General features: G+C 69.0%; 17 protein-coding genes. 11 read left to right on the forward strand and 6 right to left on the reverse strand.

All coding sequences use genetic code 11. The features are described from left to right. Position 1: 1 nt before the first annotated feature. Together AB0E90_RS11250 and AB0E90_RS11255 are read left to right on the forward strand one after the other, a co-directional pair. Positions 2-733, forward strand: a complete 732-nt coding sequence (locus AB0E90_RS11250; RefSeq protein ID WP_360402723.1) for a M50 family metallopeptidase — start codon at positions 2-4, stop codon at positions 731-733. A 64-nt stretch (positions 734-797) separates the two neighbouring features. Continuing rightward, entirely contained in the window at positions 798-1,463 is a 666-nt protein-coding gene (locus tag AB0E90_RS11255; protein WP_360402725.1) for a M50 family metallopeptidase, read from the forward strand. 9 nt (positions 1,464-1,472) lie between these two features. On the opposite strand, the gene AB0E90_RS11260 is transcribed toward AB0E90_RS11255, so the two are convergent. Then, complete coding sequence (locus AB0E90_RS11260; protein ID WP_360403326.1) at positions 1,473-3,047, reverse strand: acyl-CoA carboxylase subunit beta; 1,575 nt, start codon at positions 3,045-3,047, stop codon at positions 1,473-1,475. A 118-nt stretch (positions 3,048-3,165) separates the two neighbouring features. Here AB0E90_RS11260 and AB0E90_RS11265 point away from each other — a divergent pair, with 118 nt between their 5' ends. From AB0E90_RS11265 to AB0E90_RS11275, 3 genes are read left to right on the forward strand one after another with little or no spacing between them, the layout of a single operon-like run. Then, positions 3,166-4,698 carry a hypothetical protein gene (locus AB0E90_RS11265; protein WP_360402727.1) on the forward strand — a complete coding sequence of 511 codons (1,533 nt, stop codon included), beginning with the start codon at positions 3,166-3,168 and terminating at the stop codon, positions 4,696-4,698. A gap of 41 nt (positions 4,699-4,739) precedes the next feature. Further along, entirely contained in the window at positions 4,740-5,594 is an 855-nt protein-coding gene (locus tag AB0E90_RS11270; RefSeq protein ID WP_360402729.1) for a biotin--[acetyl-CoA-carboxylase] ligase, read from the forward strand. Positions 5,595-5,598: 4 nt separating this feature from the next. Further along, the gene (locus AB0E90_RS11275) at positions 5,599-6,174 is read left to right on the forward strand and encodes a PH domain-containing protein (protein ID WP_360402731.1); all 576 of its coding nucleotides are present in this window, start codon (positions 5,599-5,601) and stop codon (positions 6,172-6,174) included. Here AB0E90_RS11275 and AB0E90_RS11280 read toward each other — a convergent pair. From AB0E90_RS11280 to AB0E90_RS11290, 3 genes are read right to left on the reverse strand one after another with little or no spacing between them, the layout of a single operon-like run. Then, positions 6,171-6,692 carry a GtrA family protein gene (locus AB0E90_RS11280; protein ID WP_360402733.1) on the reverse strand — a complete coding sequence of 174 codons (522 nt, stop codon included), beginning with the start codon at positions 6,690-6,692 and terminating at the stop codon, positions 6,171-6,173. The two genes, AB0E90_RS11275 and AB0E90_RS11280, sit on opposite strands and share 4 nt — an antisense overlap. A gap of 27 nt (positions 6,693-6,719) precedes the next feature. Continuing rightward, entirely contained in the window at positions 6,720-7,268 is a 549-nt protein-coding gene (locus tag AB0E90_RS11285; protein WP_360402735.1) for a GtrA family protein, read from the reverse strand. 51 nt (positions 7,269-7,319) lie between these two features. Then, positions 7,320-8,084: a sigma-70 family RNA polymerase sigma factor gene (locus AB0E90_RS11290; protein ID WP_360402737.1), complete on the reverse strand. Its 765-nt coding sequence runs from the start codon at positions 8,082-8,084 to the stop codon at positions 7,320-7,322. A 284-nt stretch (positions 8,085-8,368) separates the two neighbouring features. Here AB0E90_RS11290 and AB0E90_RS11295 point away from each other — a divergent pair, with 284 nt between their 5' ends. Together AB0E90_RS11295 and AB0E90_RS11300 are read left to right on the forward strand one after the other, a co-directional pair. Then, on the forward strand, positions 8,369-10,183 hold the full coding sequence (locus AB0E90_RS11295; RefSeq protein WP_360403328.1) for a phosphoenolpyruvate carboxykinase (GTP): 1,815 nt from the start codon (positions 8,369-8,371) through the stop codon (positions 10,181-10,183). 213 nt (positions 10,184-10,396) lie between these two features. Continuing rightward, a complete protein-coding gene (locus AB0E90_RS11300) occupies positions 10,397-11,167 on the forward strand; it encodes an isoprenyl transferase (protein WP_360402739.1) in 771 nt (256 codons plus the stop codon). Between the two features lies 1 nt (position 11,168). Here AB0E90_RS11300 and otsB read toward each other — a convergent pair whose 3' ends face one another. Then, on the reverse strand, positions 11,169-11,984 hold the full coding sequence (otsB, locus tag AB0E90_RS11305) for a trehalose-phosphatase (RefSeq protein WP_360402741.1): 816 nt from the start codon (positions 11,982-11,984) through the stop codon (positions 11,169-11,171). A 257-nt stretch (positions 11,985-12,241) separates the two neighbouring features. On the opposite strand from otsB, the gene AB0E90_RS11310 reads away from it, so the two are divergent. The 4 genes from AB0E90_RS11310 (at position 12,242) to AB0E90_RS11325 (ending at position 16,222) form a co-directional block, all read left to right on the forward strand. Further along, positions 12,242-13,633 carry a PhoH family protein gene (locus tag AB0E90_RS11310; RefSeq protein WP_360402743.1) on the forward strand — a complete coding sequence of 464 codons (1,392 nt, stop codon included), beginning with the start codon at positions 12,242-12,244 and terminating at the stop codon, positions 13,631-13,633. 282 nt (positions 13,634-13,915) lie between these two features. After that, positions 13,916-14,623 (forward strand): lytic transglycosylase domain-containing protein, encoded by a 708-nt coding sequence (locus tag AB0E90_RS11315; RefSeq protein ID WP_360402745.1) that lies wholly within the window; start codon positions 13,916-13,918, stop codon positions 14,621-14,623. 133 nt (positions 14,624-14,756) lie between these two features. Next, complete coding sequence (locus tag AB0E90_RS11320) at positions 14,757-15,503, forward strand: serine protease (RefSeq protein ID WP_360402747.1); 747 nt, start codon at positions 14,757-14,759, stop codon at positions 15,501-15,503. A gap of 41 nt (positions 15,504-15,544) precedes the next feature. Beyond that, the gene (locus AB0E90_RS11325) at positions 15,545-16,222 is read left to right on the forward strand and encodes a rhomboid family intramembrane serine protease (protein ID WP_360402749.1); all 678 of its coding nucleotides are present in this window, start codon (positions 15,545-15,547) and stop codon (positions 16,220-16,222) included. 6 nt (positions 16,223-16,228) lie between these two features. On the opposite strand, the gene AB0E90_RS11330 is transcribed toward AB0E90_RS11325, so the two are convergent. After that, positions 16,229-17,068: an LLM class flavin-dependent oxidoreductase gene (locus AB0E90_RS11330; RefSeq protein WP_360402751.1), complete on the reverse strand. Its 840-nt coding sequence runs from the start codon at positions 17,066-17,068 to the stop codon at positions 16,229-16,231. Positions 17,069-17,125 lie beyond the last annotated feature (57 nt).

The following is a 17,125-nucleotide window of genomic DNA, read 5'->3' on the forward strand; positions in this document are numbered from 1 at the left end:
CGTGTCGATCGACAGCGTGTCTGACCTCTGGGATCAATTGCTCGGCGCTCAGCCGGATCCCCCCGGCCTGCTCGTGCTGCTCACCGCGCTGGCCGGCGTGCTGGCGGTCGCCTTCCGCCCGGTGTGGCGGGTGGCCCGCAACGCGGTGACGATCGCCCACGAGGGTGGTCACGCGCTGATGGCTCTGTTGACGGGCCGGCGTCTGCGCGGCATCCGGCTGGAGTTCGACACGTCCGGCCTGACCTTGTCGTCGGGCAAGCCGACCGGCCCGGGCATGATGCTGACGCTGCTTGGCGGTTACATCGCGCCGTCGCTGATCGGCGTGCTCGGCGCCTGGCTGCTGGGTGGCAACCGGATCACGCTGCTGCTCTGGCTCGCGATCGTTCTGCTGCTGCTCATGCTGATCAACATCCGGAACGCGTTCGGGGTCGTCTCGGTGCTGATCACCGGCGCGATCGTGTTCATCGTGTCCTGGTTCGCCAGTCCCGAGGTGCAGGCCGTCTTCGCGTACGCCGGCGTCTGGTTCCTGCTTTTCGGCGGGGTTCGCCCGGTGTTCGAGCTGCAGAGCCTGCGCCGCCGCGGCCGCATGCGGGAGTCGGACGCCGACCAACTCGCGCACCTCACCCACGTACCGGCGCTGTTCTGGGTGGGTGTGTTCCTGATCGTCAACGTGGCCGCTCTGGTGATCGGCGGCTTCATGCTGGCCGGCCAATGGCTGCCGCAGTCGGCCTGACGACCGGCGAGCATCACCGGATCAGGTGATGGAGCGGTAACACCATCGTCGATACGTTCCGTGCATGGCGGATACCGGGATGGCGTGGACCACCGGCGTCGTGGCGTTCGTCGCCGCCGTCCCGCTGTGGAGGTACACGACCCACGCGATCACGATCGCCCATGAGGGCGGTCACGCGATGTTCGGCTCGCTGGCCGGGCTGTTCGTGAAGAAGATCCGGATCGATCGTGGCGGTGACGGCAGCACCGGCTTCAGCAAGGCGATCAAAGATCTGGGATTGCTGGAAACCCTGATGGCGGGCCTGTTCGGCTATCTCGGCCCGTCGTTGTTCGGCCTGGCCGGCGCCTGGATGCTGGTGCACAGCGTTTCGCCGCGTTCGATTCTGCTCATGACGCTGGTCCTGATGGCGCTGCTGCTGGTCATGGTGCGCAACGTGTTCGGCCTGTTCGTGGTGCCGCTGACCGGGGCGCTGATCTGGGTGGTGGCGATGCGGTCGAACGAGGAGGTGCAGCTGGTTTTCGCGTACATCTGGGTCTGGTTCTTGTTGATGGGCGGTGTTCGGCAGATCCCGGAGCTGTACAAGAGCTGGACGAGCGGCGGCGAACCCGACACCGGCGCTCTCTCCGGCAAGACGGGTCTGTCCACCGCGTTCTTCGTCGCGCTCTTCTGGCTGGGCTCGATGGCCGCTCTCGTCTATGGCGGAGTGCTCCTCCTGCGGCACGACGCCTGAGGACAGACGTCAGAGCGGGATGTTGCCGTGCTTCTTCGGCGGCAGGGTCTCCCGCTTGGTGCGCAGCGTCCGCAGCCCCCGGGTCACCTGCGCCCGGGTCTGCGACGGCGCGATCACCGCGTCGACGTAACCGCGCTCGGCCGCGATGTACGGGTTGGCCAGCGCGTCCTCGTACTCCTGAATAAGCTCGGCCCGGCGCTCGGCCGAGTCGATCTCCCCGCGGTAGAGGATGTTGACCGCGCCCTGGGCGCCCATCACCGCGATCTGCGCGGTCGGCCAGGCGAAGTTCAGGTCGGCGCCGAGGTGCTTGGAGCCCATGACGTCGTAGGCGCCGCCGTACGCCTTGCGCGTGATGACTGTGACCTTGGGCACCGTGGCCTCGGCGTATGCGTAAATCAGCTTGGCCCCGCGCCGGATGATGCCGTCCCATTCCTGGGAGGTGCCCGGCAGGAAGCCGGGGACGTCGACGAAGGTCAGCACCGGAACGTTGAAGGCGTCGCAGGTGCGCACGAAGCGGGCGGCTTTCTCGCTGGCCGCGATGTCGAGCGTGCCGGCGAAGTGCATCGGCTGATTGGCGACCACCCCGACCGGCCGGCCCTCGACGCGGCCGAAGCCGACCACGATGTTCTGCGCGTAGAGCGGCTGCACCTCGAGGAAGTCGTCGACGACGGTCTCCACCACGGTCTTGATGTCGTAGGGCTGGTTGGCCGAGTCGGGGATCAACGTGTCGAGTTCTTGGTCGGCGTCGTTCGGGGAAAGGTCCGAGAGCTCCTCGAACACCACCGGCTCGTCCAGGTTGTTCGACGGCAGATAGGACAGGAGCGCGCGCACGTAGTCGATCGCGTCGTCCTCGTCGGAGGCCAGATAGTGGGCGTTGCCGCTGCGCGAGTTGTGCGTGCGGGCGCCGCCCAGCTCCTCCATCCCGACCTCTTCGCCGGTGACGGTCTTGATCACGTCGGGGCCGGTGATGAACATGTGCGAGGTCTGGTCGACCATCACGGTGAAGTCGGTGATCGCCGGCGAGTAGACCGCGCCGCCCGCGCACGGGCCCATGATCAGCGAGATCTGCGGGATGACGCCGCTGGCCCGCACGTTGCGGAAGAAGATGTCGGCGTAGAGGCCGAGCGCGACCACACCCTCCTGGATGCGCGCCCCGCCGGAGTCGTTGATCCCGACGATCGGGCAGCCGATCTTCATGGCCAGGTCGAGCACCTTGACGATCTTCTCGCCGAAGACCTCGCCCAATGAGCCGCCGAAGACCGTGAAGTCCTGCGAGAACACGCACACCTGCCGGCCGTCGACAGTGCCGTAGCCGGTCACCACGCCATCGCCGTAGGGCCGGTTCTCCGCCAGCCCGAAATTCGTTGTGCGGTGCCGGGCCAGCCCGTCCAGCTCGACGAAGGATCCCTCGTCGAGCAGCAGTTCGATGCGCTCGCGGGCGGTTTTCTTGCCCCGGGCGTGCTGCTTCTCGACCGCGCGCGCGGAACCGGCGTGGACCGCCTCGTCGGTGCGGCGTTCGAGATCGGCGAGTTTCCCGGCCGTGGTGTGGATGTCGGCCTGGACCGTTTCCGGCTGCGTGGTCACGGTGCTCCTCACGGGCTGTGGCTACCGGCGAGTATTCCTTCGGTGATCGTAATGCGGGAGTGGGTGGGCGTCGCTTCGGGCGCGTTTCGCACCCAATGCCCGATTCGTTACTACCCGCGTGACGAACTGGATGACCGCGGCCGGGCTTGCCCTCATCGCCGGTGGCCTCGCCACATTGATCAGCTTCCGCGCCTATCTCTTCGGAGGGGACGGCGGCGGCGAACGTCGCTCCCGGCGACGAAAGGCGATCGAGGCACCCCGGCAACGTCCGGCCCTGGCGTCCGGCCGCCCACCGGTGGTTGACGAGCCCGCGGTAGCCGTCCAGGCACTTCCGGCCCTTCATGCCGGTCAGGTACTGCATGCCGGGCCAGTGGCTGAGGCCGACGCCGTGCTCGAGATCGGCTCGGACTTCGAGCCGGCGGCCGGGGCGGCCTTTGACGCCGACCCACCCTTCGGGGCCGGCCCGAGCGAATCGGTGGTCGAGGAGGAAGAGGCCGGGGAACCGCTCGCGAGATCCCGCCGGACCCGGCGAGGGCGGCGACGCGGAATGATCTCGCCTCCCGGCAGCAGGAATACGACGTACGTCGTGCCCAGCGCCCCCGATGAGGACGAGCGGGGCAGCCTCGCGTCGCTGGGGTTCGCCGCCGACGAGGAGAGGGATTTCGACCTTCCCGAGGCCGAGAACGAGCCGATCCAGGCCCCGGAGGCGCCGGCCACGCGACGCCGCCGAGGACGCCGGCTCCGGCCGGACCCGGAGGAGCCGATGCTGTTCGACCCTGCGGTGCGGCGGGCCGAAGAGGTGCGATTCGAGCACTCCGGCACCGATGATGCCCTTGACGCGTTGGCCGCGCTGGAGGAGCTCGACGCCCGGGAGGCTCGTGATCCGGGCCCGGCCTTCGACCCGTTCGCCACCGACGACGCCCTGGATCCGGCGGCCCCGTTCGACCCCGGGGCGTTCGAGCCGGGCACCTTCGAGCCGGTCGACGCTTTCGGCACGGGTGCCGGCAGCTTCGGCGCAGGCCCGGGGACATTCTTGCCGGGAGGCGACCGGGCGCGGCGCGGTCGGGTCAGCGCGGCCGAGGCCGACGAGGCCGGCGGCAAGGACGAGGGCCGGCCGCCGCGCGCTGACCGTTACGGCGACCGCGTCGCGGGGTGGGTCCGGCCCGAACACCGGGAGTCGGTGGAGGAGCCCCGCCCCGGCGAGTACTGGACCCCGATCCCGGTCGACCTGAACCCGGACCCGGAGCCGTCGGCCAAGGGATACGGCTGGCCGCTCCCGGTGGAGCGGCTCCCCGCCGTCCCCGACTACGAGCCGGCCACCGGCTTCAACCTCTCCCCGGTCCCGGCCGAGCCGACCGAGGTCGTCCAGATCTGGCCGATGAACGGCGAGCGAGCCAGCCGGATCCGCCTGCCCCGCTCGTGGAAGTCGCGCAACGACAAGGACGAGACGCCGGCCGAATGGCCACCCACCCCGGAACCGGCCACCCCGGAACCCGCGCGGCCCGTCGAGCGCCGCCGCCCGCGGCCGCGGCCCCGCCCGGCCATCTCGATGACCGAGCCGCCGGTGAACCCCGGTCCGGTGAACCCCAGCGCGGTGCACCCCAGCACGATGTACGTGAGCCGGCACGCCGCCGACCCGCCGCCGCGCTGATCCGCACCGGGTGGTGATCAGGTCGGTACTACAGTCGACGAATGCCCGCGTCCCCCTACACCGACCTGGACCGCCCGCCGCTCTCGCAGCGCTCGCTGGAGCGGGCCCTGGTCACGCCGGAGAGTCTGTGGACGCACATCGACGTTCGCGCCCAGACCGCCTCCACCAACGCCGATGCCGCCGCGGCCGCGCTGCGGGGTGATCCCGAGGGTCTGGTGGTGGTCGCCGAGCAGCAGACCGCCGGCCGGGGCCGCCGCGACCGGCAGTGGACGTCACCGCCGCGGGCCGGGCTCACGCTGAGTGTGCTGCTGCGCCCCGCCGCCGCCAAGCCCGAGGCGGACTGGCCGGCCCTTACGACCGGCGCGTTCGGCTGGCTGCCGCTCCTGGCTGGGGTGGCGCTGCTGGAGGCGGTGCAGCGGGTGGCCGAGGTGGACGCCGCCCTGAAGTGGCCGAACGATCTCCTGGTGGGTGACCGGAAATGCGCCGGCATCCTGGCCGAGGTGGCCGGCGACGCCGTGGTGGTGGGGATCGGACTCAACGTGACCACCCGTGCCGACGAGCTGCCCGAGACGAACGGCCTGCCCGCGACCTCGCTGAAGGTGGCCGGCTCGGCCGCGGCCGACCGCGACCCGCTGCTGCGGGCCCTGCTGCGCGGCATCGCCGGGTGGTACGGCGGATGGCGCGAGGCGGGTGGCGACGCGGAGTTGTGCGGGCTGCTCGCGGCGTACCGGCGGGGGTGCTCGACGATCGGCCGCGAGGTGCGGGTGCTGCTGCCCGGCGGCGGTGAGCTGCGGGGCGAGGCGACCTCGGTGGACGGCGACGGCCAATTGGTGATCCGTACGGCTGACGGCGCCACCCATCGCGTCTCGGCGGGTGACGTGCTGCACGTACGCTGACCGCGTGGCGTTCCCGGACGAGGTACTCACCGACGAGGAGGAAGTCGTCCTCCACCTGCATCCGCACTGGAAGACGACGATCCGCCCCGGTGCGGTCGTGGTGTTGGCGGTGGTGACGGCGGCCCTGTCCTGGGTGATGCTGCCGCAGAACAACGGCGGCTATCTGGCCTTCGGCGTGGTCGCGCTGATCATGGGCTATTACGGCATCCGGTACGGGGTGGCCCCACTGGTGATCTGGCGCTGCACCCACTACGTGGTGACCACCCAACGGGTCCTGCTGCAGAACGGCGTGATCGCCCGGGAGCGGCGCGACCTGCCCCTCAACCGGATCGACAACCACCTGATGACACAGTCGTTCCTGGACCGGCTGTTCGGCTCGGGGACGCTGACCATCGACTCGATCGGCGACCAGGCGGCCGTGCTCGCCGCGATCCCGCAGGCGAACCACGTGCAGACGGCGCTCTACGAGGTGATCGAGCAGGATCGCCTGCACAACCCGGAGGATTACGAGGACGACGAGCCCGAGGAGGAGCCGGAGCTGCCGCCCCAGCGCAGACGCGGCGGGTTGTTCCGGCGCTAGCGGGTGGGCTCGGGCTCGGCCGCGCTCAGCTCGGCCAGGCCGGCCATCGCGTCGAGCTCGGCCAGGTCGGCCTCGTGGCCGTCGACCGGCGGCTTGAGGAAGACGAACGTGCGGTACGCCCAGAAGCGGAACACCGTGGCGATCACGATGCCGACCAGGGTCACCGCCATGAACGACAGCTCGTCGTGCTGCTCGGTGAGGCCGAAACCGTACTTGCCGATCGCCACCGCGCCGGACTGGATGACCATGCCGACCAGGTTGAAGCCGAAGAACAGCGCGTACTCCCGACGCAGCGCCGTGCGCGTGTGATGCCGGTAGGTCCAGTACCGATTCGCGAAGTACGCCAGCGTGGTGGTCACGACCGTCGCGACGATGCTCGCCTTGACCGCGCCGATGCCCAGGGCGGCCCAGGTGATCGCCATGTAGAGCAGCGTGTTTCCGGCACCGATGACGGCGAACGCGATGGCTTCAGGAGCAAGACGGCGCAAGCGTTCCGTCAGCGGACTTGCTGAGGGCATTTGGGCAACCTTACGAGGGAAGGGCGGTCACGCCGAGTCACGGATGGGAGAAGGCGACGCCACGTTAGTCGCGTGACGGCCGGGGGTCATCCCCGTGTCGGCTTGATCGGGGGGAGATGTGTCGCGGAACACGAACCGGCGGTAGGACCAGAAACGGAAGAGCGTGCCCACCGCGGTGCCGACCAACTGGCCGGAGATGTTGTCGGCCAGTGGCGTCTGCAGTGACGGCCAGATCTGGCCGAGGCCGTAGTGGCTGATCGCGAGGCAGGCCAGGCCGATGCCGAGGCCGATCGCGTTGAGCACGAAGAACATGGTGTATTGCCGGGCCATGTTGTCGTGGGCGCGGTGCCGCCAGGTCCAGAACCGGTTGCCGGTAAACGCGACCGTCGTCGCGAGCACGGTCGAGATCGTCTTGGCGGAGAGGGTCTCGAAGCCGGCGTGCAGCAGAACGTTGAAGATCGCGAGGTCGATGGCGAACGAAATAGCACCGACCGTGCCGAACTTGCTCAGCTCGTGAACTAGTGCCCGAAGCTTGGTCCGCAGACCGCGTGGCTGCGGTGTCGAGTTTTCGGGCACGTCCCGAGAGTACCGGCGGCAGTCACGGACCGCTGTTTTCGTTGGCGAGTCTTAACCGGTGGAGCCCGCGTGGTGACGCTGGCGATACGGACGGTGACGGAGGCTGTCGATTTCGCTGATTTCGGCGACTCGTCCCCGGCATTCGCCGCACCAGCCGAGGTGGCTGCGCATCCGGTTGGCGTCCCGCGGCGCGAGCCGGCCACGCAGATGACCGCCGAGCCGGTCGCCGGCCCAGCGGCACTCCGGATGCTCGGCAACCGTCACGTGCTGCTGGAGATAGAGGCTGCGCAAGCCTTCCCGGGCCCGATGGGCGAGCACCGCCACCGCGTTCGGCGTCATGCCGAGCATGCCGGCCACCTCGGCGGGCGTGTTTCCCTCGACCGCGGTCTGCCAGAGCACGTCGCGCCAGCGTTCGGGCAACTGTTTGAAGGCCGCCGCCGCGTACGCCCGCTCGAGCCGGTCCAGCGCCGGGTCGGTGAACGGCTGCCCCTCGTCGTAGCGGGTCAGGTCGTCGGTGAACTCGAGCCGCCGGTCGCGCCGGGCCCGGTGATAGCAGACGTGCCGCATGGTCGTGTTCAGGTAGGCGCGGAACGCGACGAGCGGTCCACGACCGGCCCGCAGCGATGCGAACACCTTGGCGAACGTCTCGGCGACCAGATCGTCGGCGTCGGCCGGGTCGCGGGTGAGCCCGTACGCGAGCTGCCGGGCCGCGGCCCGGTGCCGTTTGTAGAGCGTCCCGTAGGCGGCAGTGTCGCCGGCGCGGACCGCGGTCAGCAGATCGGTGTCCGAGTCCGGTTCGGTGGCCGGCATCGTCATTCCTGCCTCCTGTAGCGGGAGTGGGAGGAAAGACCAGATACCCGCAGTTTAGGGGGTTTAGTCCGGTTTGCGGAAGCCATCCGAACGGCCCGGTGCCGGTTGGTCAAATTGGCGATGCTGCGCAGATCTGCGCTTTGCGGCGAAGGATCGATCGTCTGCAAGCAAAGCTTCCGTTGATTGTGCGGTTATCCACAGGAACAACCGATGAACAGCACCCTCAGCCCGCCTAATCTGAGGTGACTCCCGTGACCTGGCAGGTCATTGGTCAGTGCCGACCGAAGGAGATCGCCTTGTTTGACGACGCCCCCACCTCGCACCCGCGCCTGCTGGCCTGGATCGCTGAGGTAGCCGCCCTGACCACGCCCGACCGGATCGTCTGGTGCGACGGCTCGGAGTCCGAATGGGCCGGCATCACCGATGCCCTGGTCGAATCGGGCGCCCTGGTCCGCCTCGACCCGGCCAAGAAGCCCAACTCGTTCTGGGCCCGCACCGACCCCGGGGACGTGGCCCGCGTCGAGGAGCGCACCTACATCTGCGCGGTCGACGAGGCGGACGCCGGTCCCACCAACAACTGGATGGCGCCGGCCGAGATGAAGTCGACGATGACGGAGCTCTATCGGGGCTGCATGAAGGGCCGGACGATGTATGTCGTGCCGTTCTGCATGGGTCCGCTGGACGCGCCGACGCCGATGTTCGGGGTCGAGCTCACCGACAGCCCGTACGTCGTGGCCAGCATGCGCATCATGACTCGGATGGGGGCCGAGGTCCTGGAAGCGCTGGGCGACGAGACAGACTTCGTCCCGGCGCTGCACTCGGTCGGCGCGCCGCTTGCGCCCGGTCAGGAAGATGCCGCCTGGCCGTGCAACGAGACGAAGTACATCTCGCACTTCCCGGAGACCCGGGAGATCTGGTCGTTCGGCTCCGGTTACGGCGGCAACTCGCTGCTCGGCAAGAAGTGCTACGCGCTGCGCATCGCCAGTGTGGCCGCCCGCGATGAGGGCTGGCTCGCCGAGCACATGCTGATCATGAAGCTGACCTCGCCCGAGGGCCAGGTCCGGTACATCGCCGGCGCGTTCCCGTCGGCCTGCGGCAAGACCAACCTCGCCATGCTCGAGCCGACGCTGCCGGGCTGGAAGGTCGAGACGGTCGGCGACGACATCGCCTGGATGCGGTTCGGCGAGGACGGCCGGCTCTGGGCCACCAATCCCGAGTTCGGGCTGTTCGGCGTCGCGCCCGGCACCGACTTCCACACCAACCCGAACGCGATGCGCACGCTGGCCCGCGGCAACTCGGTCTTCACCAACGTGGCGCTGACCGACGACGGCGACATCTGGTGGGAGGGCATGGGTTCGCCGCCGGCTCATCTGACCGACTGGAAGAACCACGACTGGACCCCGGATTCGGAAAACCCGTCAAGCCACCCCAACAGCCGATTCTGTACGCCGATCGAGCAGTGCCCGATCCTCGCCGACGAATACCACGACCCGCGCGGGGTGCCGATCGACGCGATTCTCTTCGGCGGTCGCCGCAAGACCACGATTCCGCTGGTCTCCGAGGCCCGCGACTGGGTGCATGGCGTCTACCTGGGAGCCACCCTCTCCAGCGAGACCACGGCCGCGGCGGTCGGCCAGGTCGGGGTGGTGCGCCGCGACCCGATGGCCATGCTGCCGTTCATCGGTTACCACGCCGGCGACTACTTCCAGCACTGGATCGACATGGCCAAGGGTGCGTCCGGCGACGCCGCCAAGCTGCCCAAGGTCTTCTACGTCAACTGGTTCCGGCGCGGCGACGACGGCGGGTTCCTGTGGCCGGGCTTCGGCGAGAACAGCCGGGTCCTCAAGTGGATCGTCGAGCGCCTGGACGGCAAGGGCGAGGCGGTCGAGACCCCGATCGGCCACGTGCCGACCACGACCGCCCTGGACGTGACCGGTCTCGACATCACCGAGGACGACCTGGCCGCCGTGCTCAAGGTCGACCGCGACGAGTGGCTGGCCGAGATCCCCCAGGTGACGGAGTGGTTCACCAAGTTCGGCGACAAGCTCCCGGCAGTCCTCTGGGCCGAACTCGACGCCCTGCGCGCCCGCCTGGCCGACGCCTGACGGAAGGCGGCGGGTACGCACCAGGCGCACCCGCCGCACCGAGCGCAACCGAGGTCGGAAGCTCGCGTGGACGTGCGCCACGGAACGGGCCTGCCCGGCGCGGGACGTCTGTGCCCGTATATCTGAATGACCGCAACTCATCGCCTACCGTGACCAAAGGTTTAGCCCTCCGGACGACGCCGCTCCCTGATAAGGGGTCTAGGGTTGCGGGCGATGAGTCTCCGGTCGTTGGTCTATTCGTTCTATGAGCGGCGGCTGGCCGGAAAGCTGGCCGGCAAGCCGGTGCCGCAGCACGTCGGTGTGATGTGCGACGGCAATCGGCGCTGGGCCAAGGAAATGGGCTTCGTCGACCCGAACGACGGGCATCGCGTCGGCGCCGCCCGGATCAAGGAACTGCTCACCTGGTGTGATCAGGCCGGCATCAAGCACGTCACGCTCTATCTGCTCGCCACCGACAATCTGCGACGGCCGTCGGTCGAGCTCGACCCGCTCGTGAAGATCATCGCGGACCTCGCGACCGAGCTGGCCGAGGACGGAAATCCCTGGCGGCTGCGCATGGTCGGCGCGCTCGACGTGCTGCCGGCCGAGACCGCGACCACGCTGAAGGCCGCGCAGGAGAAGACCCGTGACCGCACCGTCGGTGTCGAGGTCAACATGGCGGTCGGTTACGGCGGCCGGCGCGAGATCGCCGACGCGGTGCGGTCGATGATGCAGGAGCACGCGGCCCGTGGGGGCACGCTCGAGGAGCTCGCCGAGGTCCTCGACGTCGAGCACATCGCCGAGCACCTCTACACCCGCGGGCAGCCCGACCCCGACCTGGTCATTCGCACCAGCGGGGAGCAGCGGCTCTCCGGTTTCCTGCTGTGGCAGTCGGCGCACTCGGAGTTCTACTTCCACGACGCCAACTGGCCCGATTTCCGGCGGATCGACTTCCTCCGGGCGCTGCGGTCCTACGCCAACCGCCAGCGCCGTTACGGAGCCTGACCTACCGGGCCTGGAGTCGCTGCAGGCCGTCGGTGAGGAACTGAGCCACCGCGTCGGGTGACTCGAGCGTGAGGTCGGCGGCGTTGGACACCTCGGCACCGGTCTCCGGGTTGGCGACCGCGACCGCGACACCGAAGAAGCCGGGGTCGACCGCCTCGCGGGCGCGCAACGCGTCGAACGCCTTGATGTCGGACATGTCGTCCCCGAAATACCACGCGCAACCCGCGTTGCGGACGCCCTCGGTGATGACCATGCCCTTGTCCTGGTCGACCGGCGGCTTCAGCTCGATCACCATGCGGCCGCCCTGGATCTTGAGCCCGTGCCGCTCGGCCTGCTCGTGACCCCAGCGCTCCACCTCGGGCGCGAGCTGCGGTGCGGTGCGGTAGTGCAGAGCCACCGAGAGCCGCTTGAACTCGACCAGGATCTGCCCGGGCAGCTCGGTGCGGGCGCGCTCGGCCAGGTCCTGCATGGCCGGGATCCACGGCAGGGCGGCCGGCTCGGTCACGATCTCGCCGTTGTGCCAGACCTCCAGGCCGTAGAGACCGTAGAGGTCGACCCGCTCGAGCGACGCGAACCGCGACCGCAGGAAGCTGACCGGCCGGGCGGAGACGATCGCCACCCGCCGGACGGCGCTCGCGAGCCGCTCGAGCACGCCGGGCACGGCGTCGACCGGCTGCGACGAGTCGGGGTCGTCGGTGACGTGCGAGAGCACGCCGTCGAAGTCGAAGAAGAAGCTGGTATCGGCCGCACGCCCGGCCGTGACGGCCCAGGCGTCGGCGGTGCTCAGCGGACGGTTCGGACGCGGAGTCTCAGCCACGTCGTCAGATTACCTGCCGTACGTCCGGTTGCGTGCCGGAGAATTTACCGCGAGCCCGGTTTTGCGTACTTCCGCGTTTCGTAGTTGACCGCTAGCGTTCTAGTCATGGCGCGGGGTCATCCCGAGCCAGACGGTAGGCCCGGACCTGCGACAAGTACGCCACGGGGCCCGCAATCCGACCCCGTGTATGTGACGGGCGGCCGGAGGTGCGGACCGCGGGCGTCGACGGGTTGCACGCCCGCCCCTGGAGCAGGCCTGTGACACCACGCCGATCTGACGCCGAGGGCACCAATTCCAGCAACCGCGCTGCCACGGGACGCACCTCCCGTGATCGTCACGCTGATGCGGAGCCGGCCCCAGCGGGCCGTGTTTTTGTTCTGGACACCTCGGTCCTGCTGTCCGACCCGGCGGCGTTCCGCCGGTTCACCGATCATGAGGTGATTGTTCCCCTCGTGGTCATTTCGGAGTTGGAGGGCAAGCGGCACCATCCTGAGCTGGGCTGGTTTGCGCGGCAGGCGCTGCGCATGCTGGACGAGTTGCGGATCAAGCACGGCCGGCTCGACCAGCCGGTGCTCTGCAACGACGAGGGCGGCACGCTGCGGGTCGAGCTCAACCACGCTGATCAGAGCGTGCTTCCACAGGGCTTCCGCAACGACTCGAACGACACCCGCATCCTCTCCGTGGCGCTGGGTCTGGCCGCCGAGGGGCGCGATGTCACCCTGGTCAGCAAGGACATGCCGCTGCGGGTGAAGGCAGCCGCGGTGGGTCTGACGGCGGATGAATACCGCCACGGTCAGGCCAGCGACCCGACCTGGACCGGCATGGCCGACCTCAAGCTCGGCGAGGAGCAGGTCGCCTCGCTGTACGCGGGCGAGGAGCTCGCGGTCGAGGAGGCGGAAAATCTGCCCTGTCACACCGGTCTGGTGATTCATTCCACACGTGGTTCGGCGCTCGCCCGGATCAACCCGGACAAGACGGTCCGGCTGGTGCGTGGTGACCGGGAGGCATTCGGCCTGCGCGGCCGGTCCGCCGAGCAGCGGGTGGCGCTGGACATCCTGTTGGACGAGTCGATCGGCATCGTCTCGCTGGGTGGCCGGGCCGGCACCGGCAAGTCCGCGCTGGCGCTGATGGCCGGCCTCGAAGCGACGATGGAGCGCAACCGCCACAAGAAGGTGATCGTCTTCCGCCCGCTGTACGCGGTCGGCGGCCAGGAGCTCGGCTACCTTCCCGGCAGCGAGAACGAGAAGATGTCGCCGTGGGCCCAGGCGGTCTTCGACACGCTCGGCTCGGTGGTGCACGCCAACGTCATGGAAGAGGTCATGGCGCGCGGCCTGCTCGAGGTGCTGCCGCTGACCCACATCCGCGGCCGGAGCCTGCACGACGCCTTCGTGATCGTGGACGAGGCGCAGTCGCTGGAACGCAACGTGCTGCTCACCGTTCTCTCCCGCATCGGTCAGGGCTCGCGGGTCGTGCTGACCCACGACGTCGCCCAGCGGGACAATCTGCGCGTCGGCCGGCACGACGGCGTAACTGCCGTGATCGAGGCTTTGAAGGGCCATCCGATCTTCGCCCACGTCACGCTGACACGGTCCGAACGGTCCCCGATCGCCGAGGTGGTCACCGATCTGCTGGAGGAAATTCCCCTTTGAGGTGACACTCGTGTCGGGGAACTATCGCCCGGTTTACGCGCAAATTTAGTGTGAGCAAAGTCACAAGAGCGCGCCACCGTTTCACATCCACTTCACTCTGCGCCATGGTGTTCGGCGAGCGCCATCGCGTGGTCATCTTCGTCGGAGATCGACGTCGGGCCACCATCCCGATCGATGCAGATCGAGATGTCGGCCCGAGTGGTCGCGGTGCTCGCGGCACGGCCAACCACCATTTCGGTGGCCGGACGTGCCGCGTCATTGCCCCCGACGAAGGGATACTTCGTGAATCGGCTTGCGAGCCGGGTCGGAGTGCGTGTCGCGTCGGTCGGCCTGCTGGTGGCGGGTCTGATCGCAGGTGTGTACCTCGGACAGGACCACGTGGTCCAGGCGCAGCAGCGGAGCTCCGAAGCGTCGAACGTCGTCCAGGTGGACGTGGACGACATGCAGCTGCTCAAGCAGCGGCAGAGCCAGCATGCCGCGGCCCGTGCGTACCAGCGCCAGGCTGAGGGTGACGCCGCCGAGAAGGCGGCCGCCGAGGCCAAGGCAGCAGCTTCCAAGGCGCACACGCTCGAGACCAAGGCCATCGCCGAGAAGAAGGCGGCAGCCGAGGCGACGGCCAAGAAGAAGGCCGAGGAGAGCGGCGGCCCGGTGGCCTACACCGGCGACATCCCGAGCTCCTGCAGCGAGTACAGCGGCACCCGCGGTGTCGGTTGTGCCCTGATGCTCGACGCCGGCTTCGGTCTCGACCAGTTCCCCTGCCTCGACAAGCTCTTCAAGAGGGAGAGCGGGTGGAACTACCGGGCGACGAACAGCAGCTCCGGCGCGTACGGCATCCCGCAGGCCCTGCCGGGCAGCAAGATGGCGTCGATCGCCTCGGACTGGAAGACCAACCCGGCCACGCAGATCAAGTGGGGCCTGAACTACATCGAGGGTCGTTACAACACCCCATGTGGCGCCTGGTCGCACTCGGAGAGCACGGGCTGGTACTGACCTGCTCATCTTCCGTACAAAGTAGACAAGTCTGACGAAACGGGCCGCGCGGCAAACCGCGCGGCCCGTTTCGCTGTGATCAAATGTCTGCATGTTCCGGAATGTCGCATCTCGACTGCTTGTTGGTGTCATCGTGACCGCGCTGGCCGCGGTCGCCGGTGTGGCCCACGCCGACAGCGACTCGCGACCGGTCACCGAGGTGGTGGGCGGTGTGCCCGCCCCGCCCGGGAAGTTCCCCTGGATGGTCCGGCTCTCGATGGGCTGCGGCGGCGCGCTGACCGCGCCCCGCGTGGTGCTCACCGCCGGGCACTGCGTGGACGGCACCGGCAGCACCGGGAAGATCAAGGTGATCGCGGGCTCGGTCGACCTCAAGTCCCCCGACGCGCTCGTCGCTCACTCGGTGAAGGTGTACCGGGCGCCCGGCTTCCGCGACGAGACGCGCGGCGACGACTGGGCGGTGATCCGGCTGGACCACGCGCTGGACGTGCCGGTGCTGCCGCTCAGCCGCACCGACGCCGACCAGGGCGAGTTCATCGTGATGGGGTGGGGGCAGATCCGCGAGGACTCGATGAAGCAGGAACGGCGGCTGCACTACGCGTCCGTGCCCACGGTCTCCGACGACAAGTGCGCCACGGAGTACAAGAAGGCCGGCGTGAAGCTGGTGGCCCGGGAGTCGATCTGTGCCGGCTCCAAGACCGCGGACACCTGCCAGGGCGATTCCGGTGGCCCGATGGTCGGCCGGGACGCGCACGGCGACTGGGTGCAGATCGGCATCGTGAGCTGGGGCCTGGGTTGTGCCCGCGACGGCTATCCGGGCGTTTACACCCAGGTCTCTACGTTCCGGGACGACATCCGCGCGGCCGCCCGCAAACTGGGCTGACTTCATTGGCGAGGGTTGCCGTCGCCTGGGACCATCGAACGATGAGTTACGGCGGCACCGACCCTCAGTCAGAAGCGGCGAAATTCGGGACCGATGCGTTCTACGCCTCGCTGGGGCGCGCTTTTGTGACGATGTGTGCCGTCATTCCGATTCTGTTCCTGATCGAGGCGATCGACCAGGGCATCGGCTCCGGCCAGCTCGACATGGCCGGCGGCATCATCCCGCACCGCCTCGACGGCCTCGACGGCATCCTGTTCAGCCCGTTCCTGCACGCCGGGTGGGACCACCTCTACGGCAACGCCGTGCCGCTGATCCTGGTCGGCACGTTCGCGCTGGCCGGCGGCGTGCGGCGGTTCATCTGGTCGACCTTCGTCATCATGCTGATCAGCGGCCTGGGCGTCTGGTTCGTCGGCGACCCGAACAGCGTGGTGGTCGGCGCGAGCGGCGTCATCTTCGGTTACCTCGGCCTGCTGGTGGCCCGCGGCCTGGTCGAGCGCAGCTGGTGGAACCTGGGAGTGTCCGCGTTCATCGGCTTGCTGTACTGGTACCAGCTCTACAACATCCTGCCGACCGACCAGCCGATCTCCTGGCAGGGTCACCTGCTCGGCCTGCTCGGCGGCGTGGTCGCGGCCATCCTGTTCCGCCGCAAGCGGCCGAAGCGCGTGAAGCTTCAGCCGTTCACGCCCAGCTCGACCACCACCACGCTGACCGACCTTTGAGGATGGTCAGCCCAGCTCCCGCAGCCGCGGCAGCAGCTCGAGCGCCTGGTCGAGGCCGCCCGCTCGGGGCATGAGGATCAGATCGGTGAAGCCCGCCGCGGCGAACCGCCCGGCCGCGCGCAGCGTGTCGTCCGGGCTCGCGCCGACCGGGAACTGCACGCCCCGGCGCAGGGTCGCGGGGTCGCGGCCGACGTCCGCGCAATGCCGGTCGAGCACCGCCATCAGCCGCACCAGATCGCCTGGCTCCTCGTCGAACGTCGCGGTGAGCCAGCCGTCGGCCCGCTCGGCGACCACCCGCATGCCGAATCGCTCACCGTTGCTCGCCAGCCACAACGGCAGCGGCCGCTGCACCGGCTTCGGGTCGGAGATCGCGCCGGCGAGCCGGTAATGCTTCCCCTCGAAGTCGGCCGCCGGGGTGTCCCAGAGAAGCCGCAGCACCTGTGCCGCCTCGCCGAGTCGCTCGATGCGCTCCCGGGCCGGCGTCTCCGGCAGGCCCACCATCGCATCGGCAACCGGATCGCCGCCGGCACCGAGGCCGACATCGAGCCGGCCGGCCGAGAGGTGGTCGATGGTCGACGCCATCTTGGCGAGCAGCGCCGGATGCCGGTAACCGTTTCCGGTGACCAGGGTGCCGAGCCGCACCCGTCGCGTGACCTGCGCCATCGCGGCCAGGATCGTCCACGCCTCGAAGAGGTCGCCGGTGCGGTCCCGGCCCATCGGGCGGAGGTGGTCGAAGACCCAGCAGCTGTCGAAGCCGCTCTGGTCCACGGCGATCCACAGCTCGCGGTAACGGTCGATGGTGAAGTGTTGCTGGGACGCTTTCCAGCCGAACGTCAGTCTCCCCATAGCCGCAGGCTAGCTGATTATCAGTCGGACTGACTATCCGCGCAGCGCGATATTCTG

Source organism: Actinoplanes sp. NPDC026619, from assembly GCF_040638295.1.
GTDB lineage: Bacteria > Actinomycetota > Actinomycetes > Mycobacteriales > Micromonosporaceae > Actinoplanes.

Excerpts from the sequence above, each read along its gene's own strand:
- AB0E90_RS11330 (WP_360402751.1), bottom strand. The coding sequence starts at position 17,068 with ATGGGGAGACTGACGTTCGGCTGGAAAGCGTCCCAGCAACACTTCACC.
- AB0E90_RS11255 (WP_360402725.1), top strand. The coding sequence starts at position 798 with ATGGCGGATACCGGGATGGCGTGGACCACCGGCGTCGTGGCGTTCGTC.
- AB0E90_RS11290 (WP_360402737.1), bottom strand. The coding sequence starts at position 8,084 with ATGACGATGCCGGCCACCGAACCGGACTCGGACACCGATCTGCTGACC.
- AB0E90_RS11300 (WP_360402739.1), top strand. The coding sequence starts at position 10,397 with ATGAGTCTCCGGTCGTTGGTCTATTCGTTCTATGAGCGGCGGCTGGCC.
- AB0E90_RS11270 (WP_360402729.1), top strand. The coding sequence starts at position 4,740 with ATGCCCGCGTCCCCCTACACCGACCTGGACCGCCCGCCGCTCTCGCAG.
- AB0E90_RS11325 (WP_360402749.1), top strand. The coding sequence starts at position 15,545 with ATGAGTTACGGCGGCACCGACCCTCAGTCAGAAGCGGCGAAATTCGGG.
- AB0E90_RS11280 (WP_360402733.1), bottom strand. The coding sequence starts at position 6,692 with ATGCCCTCAGCAAGTCCGCTGACGGAACGCTTGCGCCGTCTTGCTCCT.